The 16,240-nt window shown below is 44.1% G+C and carries 14 protein-coding genes; 3 read left to right on the forward strand and 11 right to left on the reverse strand.

Annotated features, from left to right (window positions below; all coding sequences use genetic code 11):
- Positions 1 to 356: 356 nt before the first annotated feature.
- The 7 genes from ftsX to FC15_RS05905 all read right to left on the reverse strand — a co-directional run bounded on the left by ftsX (position 357) and on the right by FC15_RS05905 (position 8,890).
- The gene (gene ftsX / locus FC15_RS05875; protein WP_057824853.1) at positions 357 to 1,244 is read right to left on the reverse strand and encodes a permease-like cell division protein FtsX; all 888 of its coding nucleotides are present in this window, start codon (positions 1,242 to 1,244) and stop codon (positions 357 to 359) included.
- Positions 1,207 to 1,920 carry a cell division ATP-binding protein FtsE gene (ftsE, locus tag FC15_RS05880; RefSeq protein WP_057824855.1) on the reverse strand — a complete coding sequence of 238 codons (714 nt, stop codon included), beginning with the start codon at positions 1,918 to 1,920 and terminating at the stop codon, positions 1,207 to 1,209. Before ftsE ends, ftsX begins: the two co-directional genes overlap by 38 nt.
- A 24-nt stretch (positions 1,921 to 1,944) precedes the next feature.
- Positions 1,945 to 3,061 (reverse strand): peptide chain release factor 2 gene (prfB, locus tag FC15_RS05885; RefSeq protein WP_169790185.1). Its coding sequence is split into 2 segments (ribosomal slippage): positions 1,945 to 2,988 and positions 2,990 to 3,061, totalling 1,116 coding nucleotides; the frame shifts between segments, so codons are not numbered across the junction.
- A 416-nt stretch (positions 3,062 to 3,477) separates the two neighbouring features.
- The gene (secA, locus tag FC15_RS05890) at positions 3,478 to 5,841 is read right to left on the reverse strand and encodes a preprotein translocase subunit SecA (protein WP_057824858.1); all 2,364 of its coding nucleotides are present in this window, start codon (positions 5,839 to 5,841) and stop codon (positions 3,478 to 3,480) included.
- 261 nt (positions 5,842 to 6,102) lie between these two features.
- Positions 6,103 to 6,678, reverse strand: a complete 576-nt coding sequence (gene hpf / locus FC15_RS05895) for a ribosome hibernation-promoting factor, HPF/YfiA family (RefSeq protein WP_057824860.1) — start codon at positions 6,676 to 6,678, stop codon at positions 6,103 to 6,105.
- Positions 6,679 to 6,835: 157 nt separating this feature from the next.
- Positions 6,836 to 7,528, reverse strand: coding sequence for a ComF family protein (locus FC15_RS05900; RefSeq protein ID WP_057824864.1), 693 nt, complete (start codon positions 7,526 to 7,528; stop codon positions 6,836 to 6,838).
- On the reverse strand, positions 7,529 to 8,890 hold the full coding sequence (locus FC15_RS05905) for a DEAD/DEAH box helicase family protein (RefSeq protein WP_057824866.1): 1,362 nt from the start codon (positions 8,888 to 8,890) through the stop codon (positions 7,529 to 7,531).
- 109 nt (positions 8,891 to 8,999) lie between these two features.
- On the opposite strand from FC15_RS05905, the gene FC15_RS05910 reads away from it, so the two are divergent.
- Positions 9,000 to 9,650, forward strand: a complete 651-nt coding sequence (locus FC15_RS05910; protein WP_057824867.1) for a YigZ family protein — start codon at positions 9,000 to 9,002, stop codon at positions 9,648 to 9,650.
- Between the two features lie 75 nt (positions 9,651 to 9,725).
- Here the strand turns inward: FC15_RS05910 and rny are convergent, their stop codons facing one another.
- The 3 genes from rny to FC15_RS05925 all read right to left on the reverse strand — a co-directional run bounded on the left by rny (position 9,726) and on the right by FC15_RS05925 (position 13,941).
- Positions 9,726 to 11,294: a ribonuclease Y gene (gene rny, locus FC15_RS05915; RefSeq protein WP_057824869.1), complete on the reverse strand. Its 1,569-nt coding sequence runs from the start codon at positions 11,292 to 11,294 to the stop codon at positions 9,726 to 9,728.
- A 213-nt stretch (positions 11,295 to 11,507) separates the two neighbouring features.
- On the reverse strand, positions 11,508 to 12,602 hold the full coding sequence (gene recA / locus FC15_RS05920; protein WP_057824871.1) for a recombinase RecA: 1,095 nt from the start codon (positions 12,600 to 12,602) through the stop codon (positions 11,508 to 11,510).
- A 94-nt stretch (positions 12,603 to 12,696) separates the two neighbouring features.
- On the reverse strand, positions 12,697 to 13,941 hold the full coding sequence (locus FC15_RS05925; protein WP_057824873.1) for a competence/damage-inducible protein A: 1,245 nt from the start codon (positions 13,939 to 13,941) through the stop codon (positions 12,697 to 12,699).
- A gap of 317 nt (positions 13,942 to 14,258) precedes the next feature.
- Between FC15_RS05925 and FC15_RS05930 the strand changes: the two genes are divergently transcribed.
- Positions 14,259 to 14,711, forward strand: a complete 453-nt coding sequence (locus tag FC15_RS05930; protein ID WP_057824875.1) for a flavodoxin — start codon at positions 14,259 to 14,261, stop codon at positions 14,709 to 14,711.
- A 2-nt stretch (positions 14,712 to 14,713) separates the two neighbouring features.
- Positions 14,714 to 15,187, forward strand: coding sequence for a GtrA family protein (locus FC15_RS05935; RefSeq protein ID WP_057824876.1), 474 nt, complete (start codon positions 14,714 to 14,716; stop codon positions 15,185 to 15,187).
- A 180-nt stretch (positions 15,188 to 15,367) separates the two neighbouring features.
- Here FC15_RS05935 and FC15_RS05940 read toward each other — a convergent pair whose 3' ends face one another.
- Positions 15,368 to 15,988: a TetR/AcrR family transcriptional regulator gene (locus FC15_RS05940; protein WP_057824878.1), complete on the reverse strand. Its 621-nt coding sequence runs from the start codon at positions 15,986 to 15,988 to the stop codon at positions 15,368 to 15,370.
- Positions 15,989 to 16,240 lie beyond the last annotated feature (252 nt).

Below are 16,240 nucleotides of genomic sequence, written 5' to 3' on the forward strand. Positions count from 1 at the left end.
GCAGTCTGCGCTTAACAACGATTTACAAACGATTCGTAAACGAATCATCCAGAAATCATCGTTAATGCTCAACTGCTAACCGCCTTGCTTCACGCTCTCGCGGTCTAACAGAACTTTCACAGCATCACAACCATTTTCCTCCGCAACTTCTGATTTAGTCTGAACTATTGAATAACTGTTTCAGTGATAATTGTTAGTTTCTGCTCCTTAATTTTAAAGCTCAACTCTGCCTTCACATCTGAGTCAGGGAACGGAGTGGACTGACGGGTCTGATATAAAAGCAGCACCAGACTGACTGATCTAACAATTAAGTCCATCAAAAAAAGCAACTCTTTTCAGAGTCGCTTTAATCCAGTTTACATCTTCAAGAATCGTCCCATTGAAACGGCAGCACCTAAAGCACCAATCAACATCGCGATCACAAGCAGCGATAAGTTCAATGGCCAAATTAACGCCTGCGGTTGCAAAAGGCTATAGCCCGAAGTCGCTAATTGACGACCAACACCGTTGAAAATACTACTGTAGCCTAAATCAATCACCACTAATGGCACAATGACACCGAGCAATCCCGTCCATGCACCTTCGAGAATGAATGGCCAGCGGATATACCAACGGGTTGCACCAACGAGTCGCATGATTTCAATTTCGCGGCTTCGTGACAGAATCGTGATTCGAATCGTATTCGAAATCAGGAAGATAGCCACAAAAAGCAACAAGATTGAGAACGCCAATCCCAAATTTCGAACGCTATTCATCGTTCTAAAGAGCTTTTTGGTTTGACTACCACCATAGTTTGCGCGAGAAACGTTGGCAAGTTTGCTTGCGCGCTTGGCAATTGTGACGGTCTTCTGTGGTTGGCTTGCTTCAAGAATAAACATGTCTGAAAGTGGATTGTCATCGCCACCAAACATCTTGAATGAGCTACCATATTGGCTGACAATTTTCTTTAATTCGTTTGCTTTGGAAGAATAACTAACTTTTTTGACGGACGGAATGTCCTTGAGTTGTGCTTCGAGCTTGTCTTTCTGTTTCGCTGTTGTCTTAGGCTCAACCGCGACCTGCACGCGGACGTCATTTTCGACATCGCGCGACAACTTCGTCACGTTTAAGACCAAGGCAAGCGAAATTCCGACAAGTAAAATCGTTACGGCAACCCCACTGATTGCGGCAAATGCCATCCAACCATTCCGGCGGAGACTCTTAAAACTATCTAGTAGATGGTTGCGAATCGTTGTCCAATTCATGTGTGTATTGCCCTCCTTGTTCATCACGGATAATCGTACCATTCGCCACTTCAACCAGTCGGTGTGGTAATTCATCCACGATCTGTTGATTATGCGTTGCCATGATCACGGTTGTGCCTCGCGCATTGATTCGCTCGAGAATTGCCATAATATCATTCGACGTTTGTGGATCGAGATTCCCCGTTGGTTCGTCGGCAATCAAAGTCTTGGGATCATTGATGATCGCGCGTGCAATTGCCACACGTTGTTGCTGGCCACCGGATAATTCGTCTGGGAAATGATCGGCTTGATCTGAAAGACCCACCTCTGCGAGGACTTGAGTCACTGCGGTTTTAATTTCCTCATCGGATTTGCCGATTACTTGCAAAGCATAACCGATGTTTTCTGAAACGGTCATTTTTGGTAAAAGTTTGAAATCTTGAAAGACAACGCCTAAGGTCCGGCGAAGCTTCGGTACCTGACGCTCACGCATCAAGCGTAAATCAAAGTTATTGATCGTGATGAACCCTTCGGTTGGGACGAGTTGCCGATACAATAATTTAACCAGAGTCGATTTACCTGCACCACTCTGGCCGACCAAATAAACAAATTCACCTTGTTCAATGGTCAGTGAAACGTTTTTTAAGGCTTCCACACCATTAGAATAACGCTTGGTTACGTTTAAAAGCTTGATCATTTTGTCACCTCAAGGACAGACCCATTAATCTGGGTTCTTCTGTTGTAATTGCCATTGTAAATAATGATAAATAAAGTCGTCGATGTCACCATCCATCACCGCTTGCCCATTACCTGTCTCGTAATTGGTGCGATGATCTTTCACCATCGTGTACGGGTGAAAAACATAAGAACGAATCTGCGATCCCCAGCCAATATCGGCCTGTTCACCTTTGATCGCGGCCTCCTTTTGTTTTTGCTCCTGTAACTTCAACTGATAGAGTTTTGCTTCCAACATACTCATTGCAGTCTCTCGGTTTTGCAATTGTGATCGTTGCGCCTGCGAGCTAACAACAATTCCCGTTGGCAGATGTGTAATCCGAACGGCTGAAGACGTCTTGTTGATATGCTGCCCACCAGCACCGCTTGATCGAAAAACATCAACACGTAAATCGTCGGGGTTAATGTCGAGCTGAATGCTTTTATCAAGTTCCGGCATAATTTCTACCGAAGCGAATGACGTATGTCGTCGGCCCGCCGCATCAAACGGTGAAATCCGCACGAGACGATGAACGCCGTTTTCTGAGCGCAACAAACCATACGCGTTGTGACCCTTGATCATCAACGTGACACTCTTCAAGCCCGCTTCATCACCTGGCTGATAATCGGCCATTTCCACAGTAAAATGATGACTTGCCGCCCAGCGCTGATACATGCGAAGTAACATCGAGCCCCAATCTTGAGATTCCGTCCCGCCAGCACCAGGATGAATTTCCAGAATGGCATTGTGCGCATCATAAGGTTCTGACAGCAACAAATTCAACTCATATTCACGTAATTGTTCTTGCAATTGATGCAGGTCATTACCGACTTCTGCCTGCAATTCTGCATCATTATCTTCTTGCAATAGCTCTAAGGTAACAGAAATATTGTCTGCTTGTGTAACAAGTTGATTAAAATTGTCGTACTTTTCCTTTAAAAGATTATTTTCATCGATTAATTTTTGAGCAGCATTGACGTTGTCCCAGAAATCCGGGGCCGTCATTTCATGCTCGTTAGTTGCAATGGATTCCTCTAAGGCATCTAAGTCAAAGAGACCCCCTGAATTGCTTTATTTTGGCTGTCGCCGCGTTTAATTGGTTGCGAATTTCGCTAATCTCCATTTTAAAACTTCCTTTCAGAAAACATTTGAGGCTGAACGCTTGGCTAGACCACTGTCGAGTTGGTTGAGAAGAAACCTTGCCAAGCGTCTCTTAATTTAATACTAGGACAATTGTACCATGCAATCAGCCAATCGACTAATCAATGAAATTAAGAGATAAAGCAAGTTAACGTTCAGGTCATGATAGCAAATTTTCAGTAAAGTTGGCAGTTAATCCGATGATTATCTTTCAATTCACTGAGCGAATTTTTTAAACACTCACTATGTTCGCTACCGATGACAGTCGCGTTTTAGCGCGGTCGCCAACAACATCGCATCCACAATAAAAGCACACTGACGAGTCAATCATGAGGTTAGATTTTAGATCTAACTTCTGAAAGTCATGACGTTCAGTGTGCTTCTAGTTATTGTTTTAAATTAACGTTTGATATCGCGACGAATTTCTGCCTTCATGAATAAGCGAGTCACGTCAAAATCAATATCGGAAATCATCTCTTCAAACTTACGATAACCTTCTTCTTGATATTCAACGAGCGGATTCATCTGACCATAGCCACGCAGACCAATCGATTGACGCAATTGATCCATTTCATCGATATGTTGTGTCCAATGGTCATCGACGACACGTAGGATAACAACCTTCTCGAATTCAAGCATCTGTGCGGGATCAACTAACTGTGACTGTTTGGTTTCATAATTCTTATCGGCAATATCTAAGAAGAATTTCTTCAATTCATCCACAGACTTGCCTTTCAAATCATCCAGGGTCAGTTCGTCTTCGTTAACTAAGTTGGCGAGGGCATAATCGTAAAGCGCCTGTAAATTCCATTCCGTCTTAGCTCCTTGCGTATGCAAGTCGACCTGATGCGTAATTGTCCGCGACATCATTGGCTTGATCACATGGCTAAGGCTTTCTGTTGCAGAAATAACTTCCATCCGTTGCTTATAGATGACTTCACGTTGTTGACGCATGACGTCATCGTACTGCAAGGTGTTTTTACGGGTATCATAGTTGTTACCTTCGACCCGTTTTTGTGCGGATTCGACTTGGCGTGTGATCATCCGAGATTGAATCACTTGATCGTCCTCAGAAAGATTCAAGCGATCCAAGAAAATCTTGATTTTTTCTGAGCCGAAACGCTTCATCAAGTCATCTTGCAATGACAGATAAAATTGCGTCTCACCAGGATCACCCTGACGGCCAGAACGACCACGTAACTGATTATCAATACGACGTGATTCATGACGCTCGGTACCAATCACGCAAAGACCGCCAACTTCGACTACACCAGGCCCTAATTTAATATCGGTACCACGACCAGCCATGTTAGTTGCAATTGTAACGGCGCCACGTTGGCCAGCATTCATGATAATTTCGGCTTCTTTAGCATGGTTCTTCGCGTTTAAGACGGCATGAGGAATGCCTTCTTGATCGAGTAAATGTGACAGTAATTCAGAGGATTCAACTGCGACAGTACCCACCAGAACAGGTTGTCCCTTCTCATGACGACGCTTGATATCCGCCACAACCGCATTGAACTTACTCTTCAAAGATGGGTATAACAAATCAGGTTGATCTTTACGGACGACAGGCTTGTTCGTTGGAATCGCAATAACATCCATATTGTAGATCTCGCGGAATTCTTCTTCCTCAGTCTTGGCAGTACCCGTCATTCCGGCTAACTTGTTGTACATCCGGAAATAGTTCTGATAAGTAATATTAGCCATCGTCTGAGATTCGTCTTCGATTTTGACGCCCTCTTTGGCCTCAATTGCCTGATGTAATCCGTCAGAATAACGGCGGCCTTCCATGACACGACCAGTAAACTGATCAACAATCAAGACTTTATCTTCCTGAACCACATAATCAACATCAAGTAGCATGACATAGTTAGCACGCAAAGCTTGATCCAAATGGTGATTCAAGACCGTGTTATCAATATCGTAAAGATTCTTCGTGCCAAAATAAGCTTCGGCCTTCTTGATGCCCTCTTCAGTCAACGAGATTGATTTGGTCTGCCAATCAATCTTGTAATCTTCTTCCTCTTTTAGCGTCTTCACGAAACGGTCGGTCCGAACATACATCGCCGTTGAACGCGTTGCCTGACCGGAAATAATCAGAGGTGTTCTCGCTTCATCAATCAGAATCGAGTCAACTTCATCGACGATTGCGTAGTTTAATGGGCGTTGAACCATTTGTTCTTTGTAAACGACCATGTTATCCCGCAAGTAGTCAAAACCAAGTTCACTGTTGGTTGAATAAGTGATATCGCAATTGTAAGCTTCGCGTTTCTGGTCGGTATTCATTTCGTTCAAGTTCAATCCGACGGTCAATCCAAGCCACTTGTACAACTCACCCATTTCTTCAGCGTCACGTCCAGACAGATATTCATTGACCGTGACAACGTGCACACCCTTGCCAGTTAAGGCATTTAAATAGACGGGCATCGTTGCCGTCAAAGTCTTACCTTCACCTGTCTTCATCTCGGCAATATTACCTTCATGCAAGGTAATACCACCAATGATCTGAACTCTAAAAGGATAGAGACCTAAAACGCGACGAGCGCCTTCACGCACAACTGCAAATGCTTCAGGCAGAACTTGGTCCAAGGTCTGACCATTCTCAAGACGTTGTTTAAACTCTGGCGTCTTCGCTTGGAGCTCTTCATCAGAAAGCTTCGCCATTGTGTCTGCAAATGCCTCGACCTTATCCGCGATTTTCCCCATACGGTTAACTTCGCGTTTGTCACTTTCGATCCATGTTTTTAATATGTTTGCCATCGTTCAAAAATTCCTCTCTGTCAATTCATATTCGTGTCTGTTGACAGTAATTCAGTCTATTTTATCATTTATCTTACAGAAATTAAATAGTTTTACACAATACCGACAAAATAGTTCTAGTTGAAGTGGCTTCATGGCCCAAAAAGCTTCTCATCGAGTTTGACATGAAAAAAGCCGAGGAGTTACCCCAGCTTTAATGTTACTTCACTTCTACGGTTTAAAAATTGTTTTAAATCTTTGAGGGTCGCCAATCAAATTGACTTATTCGTCGGTCTCAATCAAACCATAGCGACCGTCACGACGGCGATAAACGATACTTGTTCCATTGGTTTCGGCATCTTCAAAGATAAAGAAGTTATGACCAAGCATGTCCATTTGTAAGATAGCTTCTTCGGAATCCATTGGCTTCAATGAAACTCGTTTCGTCCGAACAACTTCTAGTTCATCCTTCGGTTGTTCTTCTTCAGGCTCTGGCACATCGACTGCCCCATTAGCTGGACCAGTTAATTCAAAGTCCTTAATGCCCTTTTCACGGCTCTTGCGGTTGATCTTGGTCTTGTATTTGCGGATCTGACGCTCTAGCTTATCTGTGACAAGGTCAACGCTAGCATACATGTCTGGCGAAGTCTCCTCTGCACGTAAAACCAAGTATGGCAAGGGAATAGTCACCTCTACTTTGGCTGTTTTGTCAGCTGGATAAACTTTGAGGTTAACGTGGGCAATTGAGTCCTGAGGTTCCTCAAAATACTTATTCAGTTTGCTGATCCGCTTCTCTACATAACTACGGATTGCGTCGGTAACTTCGATATTTTCTCCACGAACATTGAACGATAACATGGTCGCTCGCTCCTTTCAAGTGACAATTCTAGCCGAGAATACTTGGCTCAATTTCATTATATCTAAGCGCTTACGAAGAAACAATTAAAACGTACGCAAATTCTGTGAAAATTTTGAGAAAATTTGAAGTGTCTTCAAAAAAGAAGCTTCAACTCAATCATCGCGCTAAGGTCAGCGATTGAATCTCGCCCTGAAAGTTACCTTCTCGAAGGGCATCAGTCGCACGTAATAAAGTCGTTCCAGTTGTATAAATATCATCAAGAATCAAAATGCGTTGCCGTCGAAACTTAGTCCAGTCAACCCGCACACACTCAAAAGTTTGTGGTGCCTCTAACCTCATTTTGCGTTCTAAGGTCGATTGATGCCACTCCCTGCCGTTTTTAATTAAGAGGGGTGTCATTGGACACAAGCCTTCATAAAGGCCTAGAACCGGGTCAAATTGACGCTTCTCGAAATGCTCGCGACTCGTTGGGATCGGTACGAATAAATAATCACGCGAATAAGCGGTTAGTGCTCCACGTAGACTGCCGCTGAAGACACGACGAATCCGATAATCGCCATGACGCTTATAAGCTTGAAAATAATCATGCATGGCCGAATTATAGCTAAACAGACTACGGTTGGTGGCTTTAGCAATTTTTAAAGTCTGATATCTCTGGCAATCCGAACACAATTTCCCACACGTTTGCGCGCGATAACACGCTGGACAAGCAGTCGATGAATTGATCCGCTCGAAGTCATGCGAGCAAGTCTCACAAATGGCATCGTAATAGAATTGGCGTGCAAGCAACAAGGTCTGCAACGAATAATGAGGGGTTAAAACACGACCGCACAGCAAACACAACATCATTCAGAATCCTCCCTCACGATTGAGATGACGAATCATTTGGCGAGCAAGCCGAATCTTATTGGTATAATACCGCGAATAAAAGATAACCTGCCCATTAGGAAACTCTCGTGCGCGCCCAACTCGTCCAGCAACCTGGACTAAACTCGCCACCGAATAGTTACGGTGATCCGCAGATAAAACGACCACATCAATATCCGCAAAAGTGACACCTCGTTCCAAGATTGTCGTTGTAAATAATACTTGAGCTTCGCCATCACGAAATCGTTGTACCTTCTCTAGGCGCTTAGAATCTGCTGCGTGAACCGTCGTTACAACAACTTGTGGATATGATTGTTCAAAAAGTTGTCCCAGTTGTTCAAGCACGGCGATTTGGGGGACAAACACGAGGAAACGTCGAGAAGATTGCAAGAGTCGATCGAAAATTCTCTGAAGCTTGGGTGCAAAATGACGGCCATGCATTAAGTCACCCAATTCAATCCGTGGTAACGGTAATTCGCGACCATGAAATCGGCGTGCCAGGTAGTGGAGCGGCAATTGATCTGACTTAGCTGCTCGCAACAGGACGCGAGGTGGCGTCGCGCTGAGAAACAATGTGAGTCCCGTTGGTTTGACGGCTCGCTCGACGGCACGCTGTAGCATGGCATCATTCACGTATGGAAACGCATCTACCTCATCGACAATTAACAAATCGAAGGCTTTATCGTATCGCAATAACTGATGTGTCGTGCCAATGACGATCTGTTCATTTCGATACGCTTCGTGAATTTGGCCATGAAATAAACCAACTGGCGTGTTCTTAAAGGCTTGTTCAACTCGTGGAAAAAGTTCGTTACAAACATCCACACGTGGCGAAACAAAGCCAATGCGCTGTCCCTGCTGCAAAAAATCAGCAATCACCGGAAAGGTCATTTCGGTTTTACCTGCGCCAGTAACTGCCCATAACAATTGCTGATGGCGGTTATGCCGATGAAATTGTTGTAAAATATGATTAGAAACGCGGCATTGCGCCGACGTCAGCTCACCCTGCCAAGTCAGTGTGTTGCCTTTAGCGTAGGTCATTGCAGGCAAGTGGACCAACTCATCCCGACTTGTAACTCGCCCCATCGTTAAACAACTGGCGCAATAGTATTGTCCACTCGGTAGACGATTCACGTTCGGGACTGGCGATTGGCATCTTTGGCAAATACGACTCGAGTTTACGCCGTCATCACTGATTGCAGGTTGGATCTGAATCTGATGCAGTGACGCTCGAGTAGCTTTCAAATCTGCAGCAAGTTCAACGGGTAAGCTGCTCAGCAAAAGTTGCCTGCCCGTGAGTAACCACGCCCATTCTGCTAGGATATCAGCCTCTGTTCGTTCCACTTCATACACCACCTCTTACCGATTGTTTCACAACAACACCGCCACTCGAACAATGACGCGCTCGTTTTAACCGTCTACTTTTAAATACACAAATTGGAGTGAAATCCCCTTGGAAAAATATCGAACGATTGCCAAAAACGGTGAAGCAGAAATCGTAATCAAAAAATCGCGCTTCATTGCGTCAATCGCACGCGTGGAATCCGAAACGGAAGCTCAAACTTTTCTAGAAGAAACACGTCAAAAATTCGCAAAGGCGACTCATCATTGCTTCGCTTATCAGTTAGGATTCAATAACGAAATCCAGCGGATGAGTGATGATGGTGAGCCCTCCGGTACTGCCGGCGCACCCATCCTGGATGTGCTCGAAAAACAACAACTCAACAACTTAATTTGCGTGGTTACGCGTTATTTTGGTGGTATCAAGCTAGGTGCCGGCGGATTGATCCGCGCCTACAGCCACGCAACCTCAAATGTGATTCAAATCACTGGACTAGTTGCAGGCATTCAGCAGCAGCGCTACCGTTTGACCATCGATTACCATCAATTGCCGATCCTCACTAATTATCTGACCCAACAAGCAATTGTCGTTGCGGCGACCGAATATACAGAACAGGTCCAAATTGCCATTTGGCTGAATGATGATCAAGTCGATGATACCCAAGTTCAAATCACGAATCTACTCGCAGGACAAGTCAGCTTTGTTAAAGAATCAGCTGGGTTCAATGAAGTTCCCATTCAAAATACTGAAGATTTAGATTAACCTTTTAGCACAAATCATTTCCAACAAAAATACCCCGAAAGTTAGAAATCACTTTCGGGGTAAACTTATTAATAGCTATTTTGCATACTCAATGGTCCGAGTTTCGCGAATAACCGTAACTTTAATATGTCCTGGATATTCGAGCTCATTTTCGATTCGAGTTTTGATGTCACGGGCAAGAACGACTGCCTTATCATCAGAAATCTTCTCGGGTTTGACGACAACACGAATTTCACGACCCGCTTGAATTGCAAAGCTGTGATCAACGCCTTCATATTCGTCGGCAATATTCTCGAGTTTCTCCAAACGATGGATATAATTCTCTAACGATTCCGAACGTGCACCTGGGCGCGCCGCCGAAATTGCGTCAGCGGCAGCAACAATCACCGAAATCGGTGATGTTGGTTCCACATCTCCATGATGTGATGCAATCGTGTTGATCACGACGCCATTTTCATGGTACTTCGTTGCTAATTCGACACCAATCTCAACATGGGATCCTTCGACCTCATGATCAACTGCCTTACCAATATCGTGTAATAATCCTGCGCGTTTTGCTAAATTAACGTCTTCACCAAGTTCAGCGGCTAAAATACCTGACAGTTTTGCGACTTCGAGCGAATGGTTCAGCACATTCTGTCCGTAACTCGTCCGATAATGTAGACGACCAACCGTTTTAATTAAATCAGGATGCATAGAATGAATCCCAAGTTCAAAAATCGTTTGTTCACCCAAATCACGAATGCGTTCATCCATATCCTTACGTGCTTTTTCAACCATTTCTTCAATACGAGCGGGATGGATTCGTCCATCTTGAATCAGCTTCTCCAATGCCATTCGAGCAATCTCACGGCGAATTGGATCAAAGCCACTTAAGACCACCGTTTCAGGGGTGTCATCGATAATTAAATCGATCCCCGTCAAAGTTTCCAAAGTTCGAATGTTACGGCCCTCACGACCGATGATCCGTCCCTTCATTTCGTCGTTAGGTAATGTGACAACCGTGACCGTATTCTCGGTCACTAAGTCGGCTGCACTACGTTGAATCGCATCAACAATCAGGTTCTTGGCCTGTTTGTCAGCTTCCAGCTTAGCTGTCGCATCACTTTCACGAATCATGACCGCACGTTCATGGGTTAATTGATCACTTAACTGATCAACAATCTCCTGATGTGCCTGATCCTTAGTCAAGCCAGCAATGCGTTCCAACTCCTGTTGTTGTTGGTCCACCATACTGGTAACGCTAGCTCTTGCTTTTTCTAGCTCTGCCTGCTTCTCAGTGAGTCGATTCTCGCGTTGTTCCAGATTCGCCTCTTTTTTATCGAGCGCGTCATCTTTACGATCAAGTGCTTCTTCTCGCTGTAAAACACGGTTTTCTGAACGTTGAACTTCATTGCGGCGTTCTTTTAACTCGTTTTCGACCTCAGTACGATACTTATGGCTTTCATCGCGAGCTTCAACTAACGCTTCTTTCTTGGCGTTTTTAGCTTCCTTGCTAGCCTTAGTCAGAATATCTTCTGCAGTTGCCTTTGCCGCGGCCATACGCTTCTCATATGTCTTTTGACGTAACGCATAACCCACAAAGACGCCTAAAACTAACACGATAATGACGATTGCGAGGATTATTAGTGGTGATAAATTCATACACTACACCTCCGTATCATCAAAAAATACTTAAAGTAAATTTTAAAGATATCAAATTTTTAAAGATTATTTACACATGATTATTCTAGCTTTAATCACTAGTAGTGTCAACGCAACAAGCGACACAATCACAGAAGGTATAAAAATAAAGCCCATGAAACATAGGCTTTATTTTTGACTTCCGAAAATAATAACGCCGCTATAACGGTTGATTTAATCAGAAAGTAAATCGGTTTCTTCTGTTTTAGTTTTCGGCGCACTCTTTTTACTGATGACCGTTGGTTCTGCTTCATCAGTTTCGTCTGTCTTTGCGGGTCCATCCATTTCGTAGGCATCACGGACCTTACGTCTGATCTCAGCCTCGGTATCTGGATGATCTTCCAAATATTGTTTCGCATTCTCGCGACCTTGACCAATTCGTTCGTCATTATATGAATACCAAGAACCGCTCTTCTTAACGATTTCTTTCTCAGCAGCCATATCGACTAATTCCCCAGTCCGGGAAATCCCATGACCATACATGATATCGACCAGAGCCACTTTAAATGGCGGTGCAACCTTATTTTTGACCACTTTGATCTTGACACGGTTACCGATAATATCCGTACCATCTTTGATCTGCTCAGCACGCCGTACTTCCAAGCGAACTGTCGCATAAAACTTGAGCGCGCGACCACCGGGCGTTGTTTCGGGGTTACCAAACATGATCCCAACTTTTTCACGGATCTGGTTAATAAAGATTGCAATCGTCTTTGTTTTGTTGATTGAGCCTGACAACTTACGCAGTGCCTGCGACATCAAACGTGCTTGTAACCCAACATGGGAATCACCCATTTCGCCTTCGATTTCAGCACGAGGAACCAAGGCAGCGACAGAATCCACGACTAAAATGTCTATGGCACCACTAGTTACCAAGGCATCCGCGATTTCCAAACCTTGTTCACCCGTATCAGGCTGTGAAAGTAGTAAGTCATCAATGTTAACGCCTAAAGCAGTCGCATATGCTGGATCCATCGCGTTTTCGGCATCAATATAGGCAGCTGTCCCACCATTCTTCTGAACTTCCGCAACGGCGTGCAAGGCAACTGTTGTTTTACCAGAACTTTCTGGTCCGTAGACTTCAACGATTCGTCCACGTGGATAGCCACCAACTCCTAAAGCATTGTCGAGTGCCAAAGAACCTGTCGAAACGGTTGAGATCTGCGTATCAACTTTGTCACCCATGCGCATAATTGCGCCTTTACCATAATTTTTTTCGATTTTTTTAAGTGCAACATCAAGAGCTGCTTGTCGTTCATCTTTAGCCATTTATTTTCTCCTTTTAAGCTGGATGAGTCCTTAGCTTCTGTATTAATTTTAACGATATTACGCGTAAAAGGCAAGTAATAAACGAACAAATGTTCTACATTTTAATCAACCGATCATAGAGCATCTTGAAGCCACTTGCCACCGCGCGTTCGCGGACTTCATTACGCTGTCCCGCAAGATGAAATAGCTGCACCTGCGTGTCATCATCTCGCTGTGCGAGTGCGATAAAAACCGTCCCCGCCGGTTGACCAGCTAATTCATCTGGTCCCGCCACGCCGGTAAAACCGAGTCCAAATTCAGTGTCAATCTGTTTGCGCGAACTTTCTGCCATTAGACGGGCAACTTCTGCACTCACGACTGTTTCACGTTCAATCGTCTTTGCGGGAATTCCCAGCAATTGTGTTTTAACAGCGTCTGCATACGTGACGAAGCCGCCACTAAAAACTGTCGATGTCCCACTGATTTCCGCCAACTTTGCTTGAAATAATCCCGCGGTCAAGCTTTCCGCCGCCGTCACGCTTAACTGCCGCTGTTTCAGCAGATCAACCACCTCATCGACCAGCGTTCGCTCTTCACCCTCACCGGTATAAAAATCTGACAAACGATCGCGTACCTCCTGAGCAAGCGGTGCAATTATCGCCTCGGCAGTTTGCGCATCAGTTGCATACGCCGTCAGTCTAACCCCAATTTCATACCCCTTGAGATAGGTCGCAATCGTTGGATTCCGTTGTTGACCAATCAGATCGGCCAATTGATCAGCAAGCAACGACTCCCCAATTCCAAAAAAGCGTAACATCTTCGAGACGATCACTTGCTTCGCACCCGTTAACTGAGCGAGCCTTGGAACCACTTGATGATCCACCATCGGTAACATTTCCCGTGGTGGCCCAGGCAAGACGACATAAACATGATCAGCAGTCTTCAGATAACATCCGATTGCCAACCCAACGTCGTTTGCAAGTACCTCACTGCCTTCGATGTAATCCGCCTGTGCCAGATTATTTGTAGGCATTTCTTTTTTAATCTGCTTCTGCCAAGTGACAAGTTTTTCTAAAGCCACCTGATCCGCCAACAATCGCTTCTGTAGATGCGCCGCCAGCGTTTGCTTCGTTAGATCATCTGGAGTCGGCCCAAGACCACCAATCAAAATGATGAGCTGACTACGTTTCTCTGCTAATGCGATTGTTTCAGTCAGACGCTGCGGATTATCACCCACAACGGTTTGATAAAACGAAGGAATACCAAAGCGTGCCAATTGCTTAGCAACGTATTGGGCGTTCGTATTCACAATTTCACCTAATAGGATTTCGGTCCCGACTGCAATGATCTCTGCTTGCACAATTTTGCCTCCACAATAATTAGATACCCGGATTAGCGCCAATTTCCTTAATTAATTGGCAATTTCGTCATTCACTAAAAAGGGCTTTGAAAACCAAAGCTGGCACCCATCAATTTAGTCTTATTGTAGCTTATCATTTCCTAAAATAACAGCTCGCCTCTACGAAAGGTTCGTGAATCCCGACAACGTTTTTCGTTAACAACCCAGTTGATTTTTTTAAATTTTTCGTATCATTTCTCATTCTTCGGTGTCATGTGGCTAGAAATGCGATAAAACGTTATAATAAGTCCATTGAGATAATATTTGGAGGTAAACTCGTGACAGTTGTAAAGATTGTGTATGCCAGCATGACTGGTAACAACGAAGAAATCGCAGGTATCCTTGAAGAATCATTTGAAAATTTAGGCTGTGAAGTTGATAATACTGAAGCTTCTCAAGCAGACGCTAGTGATTTCGAAGACGCTGACATCTGCATCGTTGCCACTTATACCGATGGTGAAGGTGAAATTCCCGAAGAAGCACAAGATTTTTATGATGATCTGCAAGAAGAGGACCTCGCCGGCAAAATTTATGGCGTCTGTGGTTCTGGCGACCGTTTCTACGGTGAACATTTCTGCGCAACCGTCGATGATTTCGACCAAGTTTTCGCAAACACTGGCGCCATCAAGGGGGCGGAAAGTGTCAAAGTCGATCTAGCTGCAGAAGCTGAAGATATCGATAAATTGGACGCTTTTGCCGCACAGCTTGTTCAAAAATCTAATGGTCAATAGCGATGGCTAAATTCCAAACATTTGTCAAAAATCACAACGATTTTCTGACCTACACCCTCTTTGGTTTCTTGGCTTCATTGATTAACGTCCTCTCTTTCATGGGCGTTCAACATTTTTTTCACGCGCATTATATGGTGGCCAACACGCTAGCGTGGCTTATTTCCGTTGTCTTCGGCTTTTTCACTAACAAGACGCTGGTCTTCAAGTCGAAATATTCGACGGGCTATGCGCTAGTCACCGAACTCGTTGCCTTCTTATTCTTTCGCGGCGTCAGTCTATTTGCGGATTCTGCAATTATGGTCGTTTGTATCTCGATGATGAGCATGTCGAGCCTCTGGGCAAAAATCATCGATCAAATTCTGGTAGGTATCTTGAATTACGTCACGACGCGATACATCTTTAGTCGCGATCAACAGCAAACGATTCAACGGCTACGTCGCTGGCGCACGCAGAGAAGTCATTCGCGTAAATCGTGAGTCATCACGACGAGTTCAAGGCGCAGCAGCAGCCATTTCAACAAAATCAAAATTCAAAAAGAGAGCTCGTTTCTCATGTCAGTGACCAAAACTGGCATAGGAAACGAGCTCTTTAGTGATTCGGGGGGATTTTCAACGATTTCTGGAGGGAATCGTGACAGTTGTAAAGATTGGTACGGCTTAGATCGCTAGATTTTCATCTGATGTAAACCAGTCATCTGTAGAATCAACATCATTAGCTGGATTGAATCGATCGTTGTAAATAAAATCGGCTAACTGTGCATTTAGAATCTCTTTCATTTGAGTTTTCGTCGTTTTGATGTAACCCGTCGACATTAAGTTGGCGATTCCACTCGCAATGATCCAATTACCAACAAGAATACGGTGCAGCTTTTCTTCAGGAAGATTAGCAGCTTCGGGTTTCTGACGTAGTCTTTCCATGCCTAAGCGATGGGCAAATTCCTTCATTTCTTCAATACTCTGCTTGTCTTCGATCCATAGCGTGCGATAGAGCATGGGCTGTTCGCAAACAAAGTGAATATAAGCTAAGTCGAGATTAATCATTGGATCATCATCGTAATGCCGGCTGAAAACATTCTTCAAGAGATGCGCTTGAATCTTCTTGATCGATTGATGTTTCAGGTCAGCCATGCAATCAAATTCCAAATACGGAGGCTGCGTTGAACAATTCAACTCATCCGCAATCTTACGCGCTGTGAAATTATAAAACCCATCGCGCATTGCGAGTTTAAATGCTGCATTTAAAATGTCGTGCTTCATGATTGTTTTCTTGCGTGCCATAAGATCATTCCTCCATACAAGCTATTTTCGTATTGCTTATGGTTACCATAATTATTTTACCTCTTGATAATATCATAGCAATCTGAGAATGCAAGTATTTTTTAGATTTTTTTTATGAAAATGATTCGATTTTTTAAACGCTCGTAATCATTGATTTATCAATGTTAATCTACAAAAAATGACCGATAATTTTTTTGCCCGAGTTTACAATTCAAGTGCAACACCCTGTGACCTAGACCAGAGTAGACAAAA

The organism is Lapidilactobacillus concavus DSM 17758, from assembly GCF_001435835.1.
In the GTDB taxonomy this organism is placed as follows: domain Bacteria; phylum Bacillota; class Bacilli; order Lactobacillales; family Lactobacillaceae; genus Lapidilactobacillus; species Lapidilactobacillus concavus.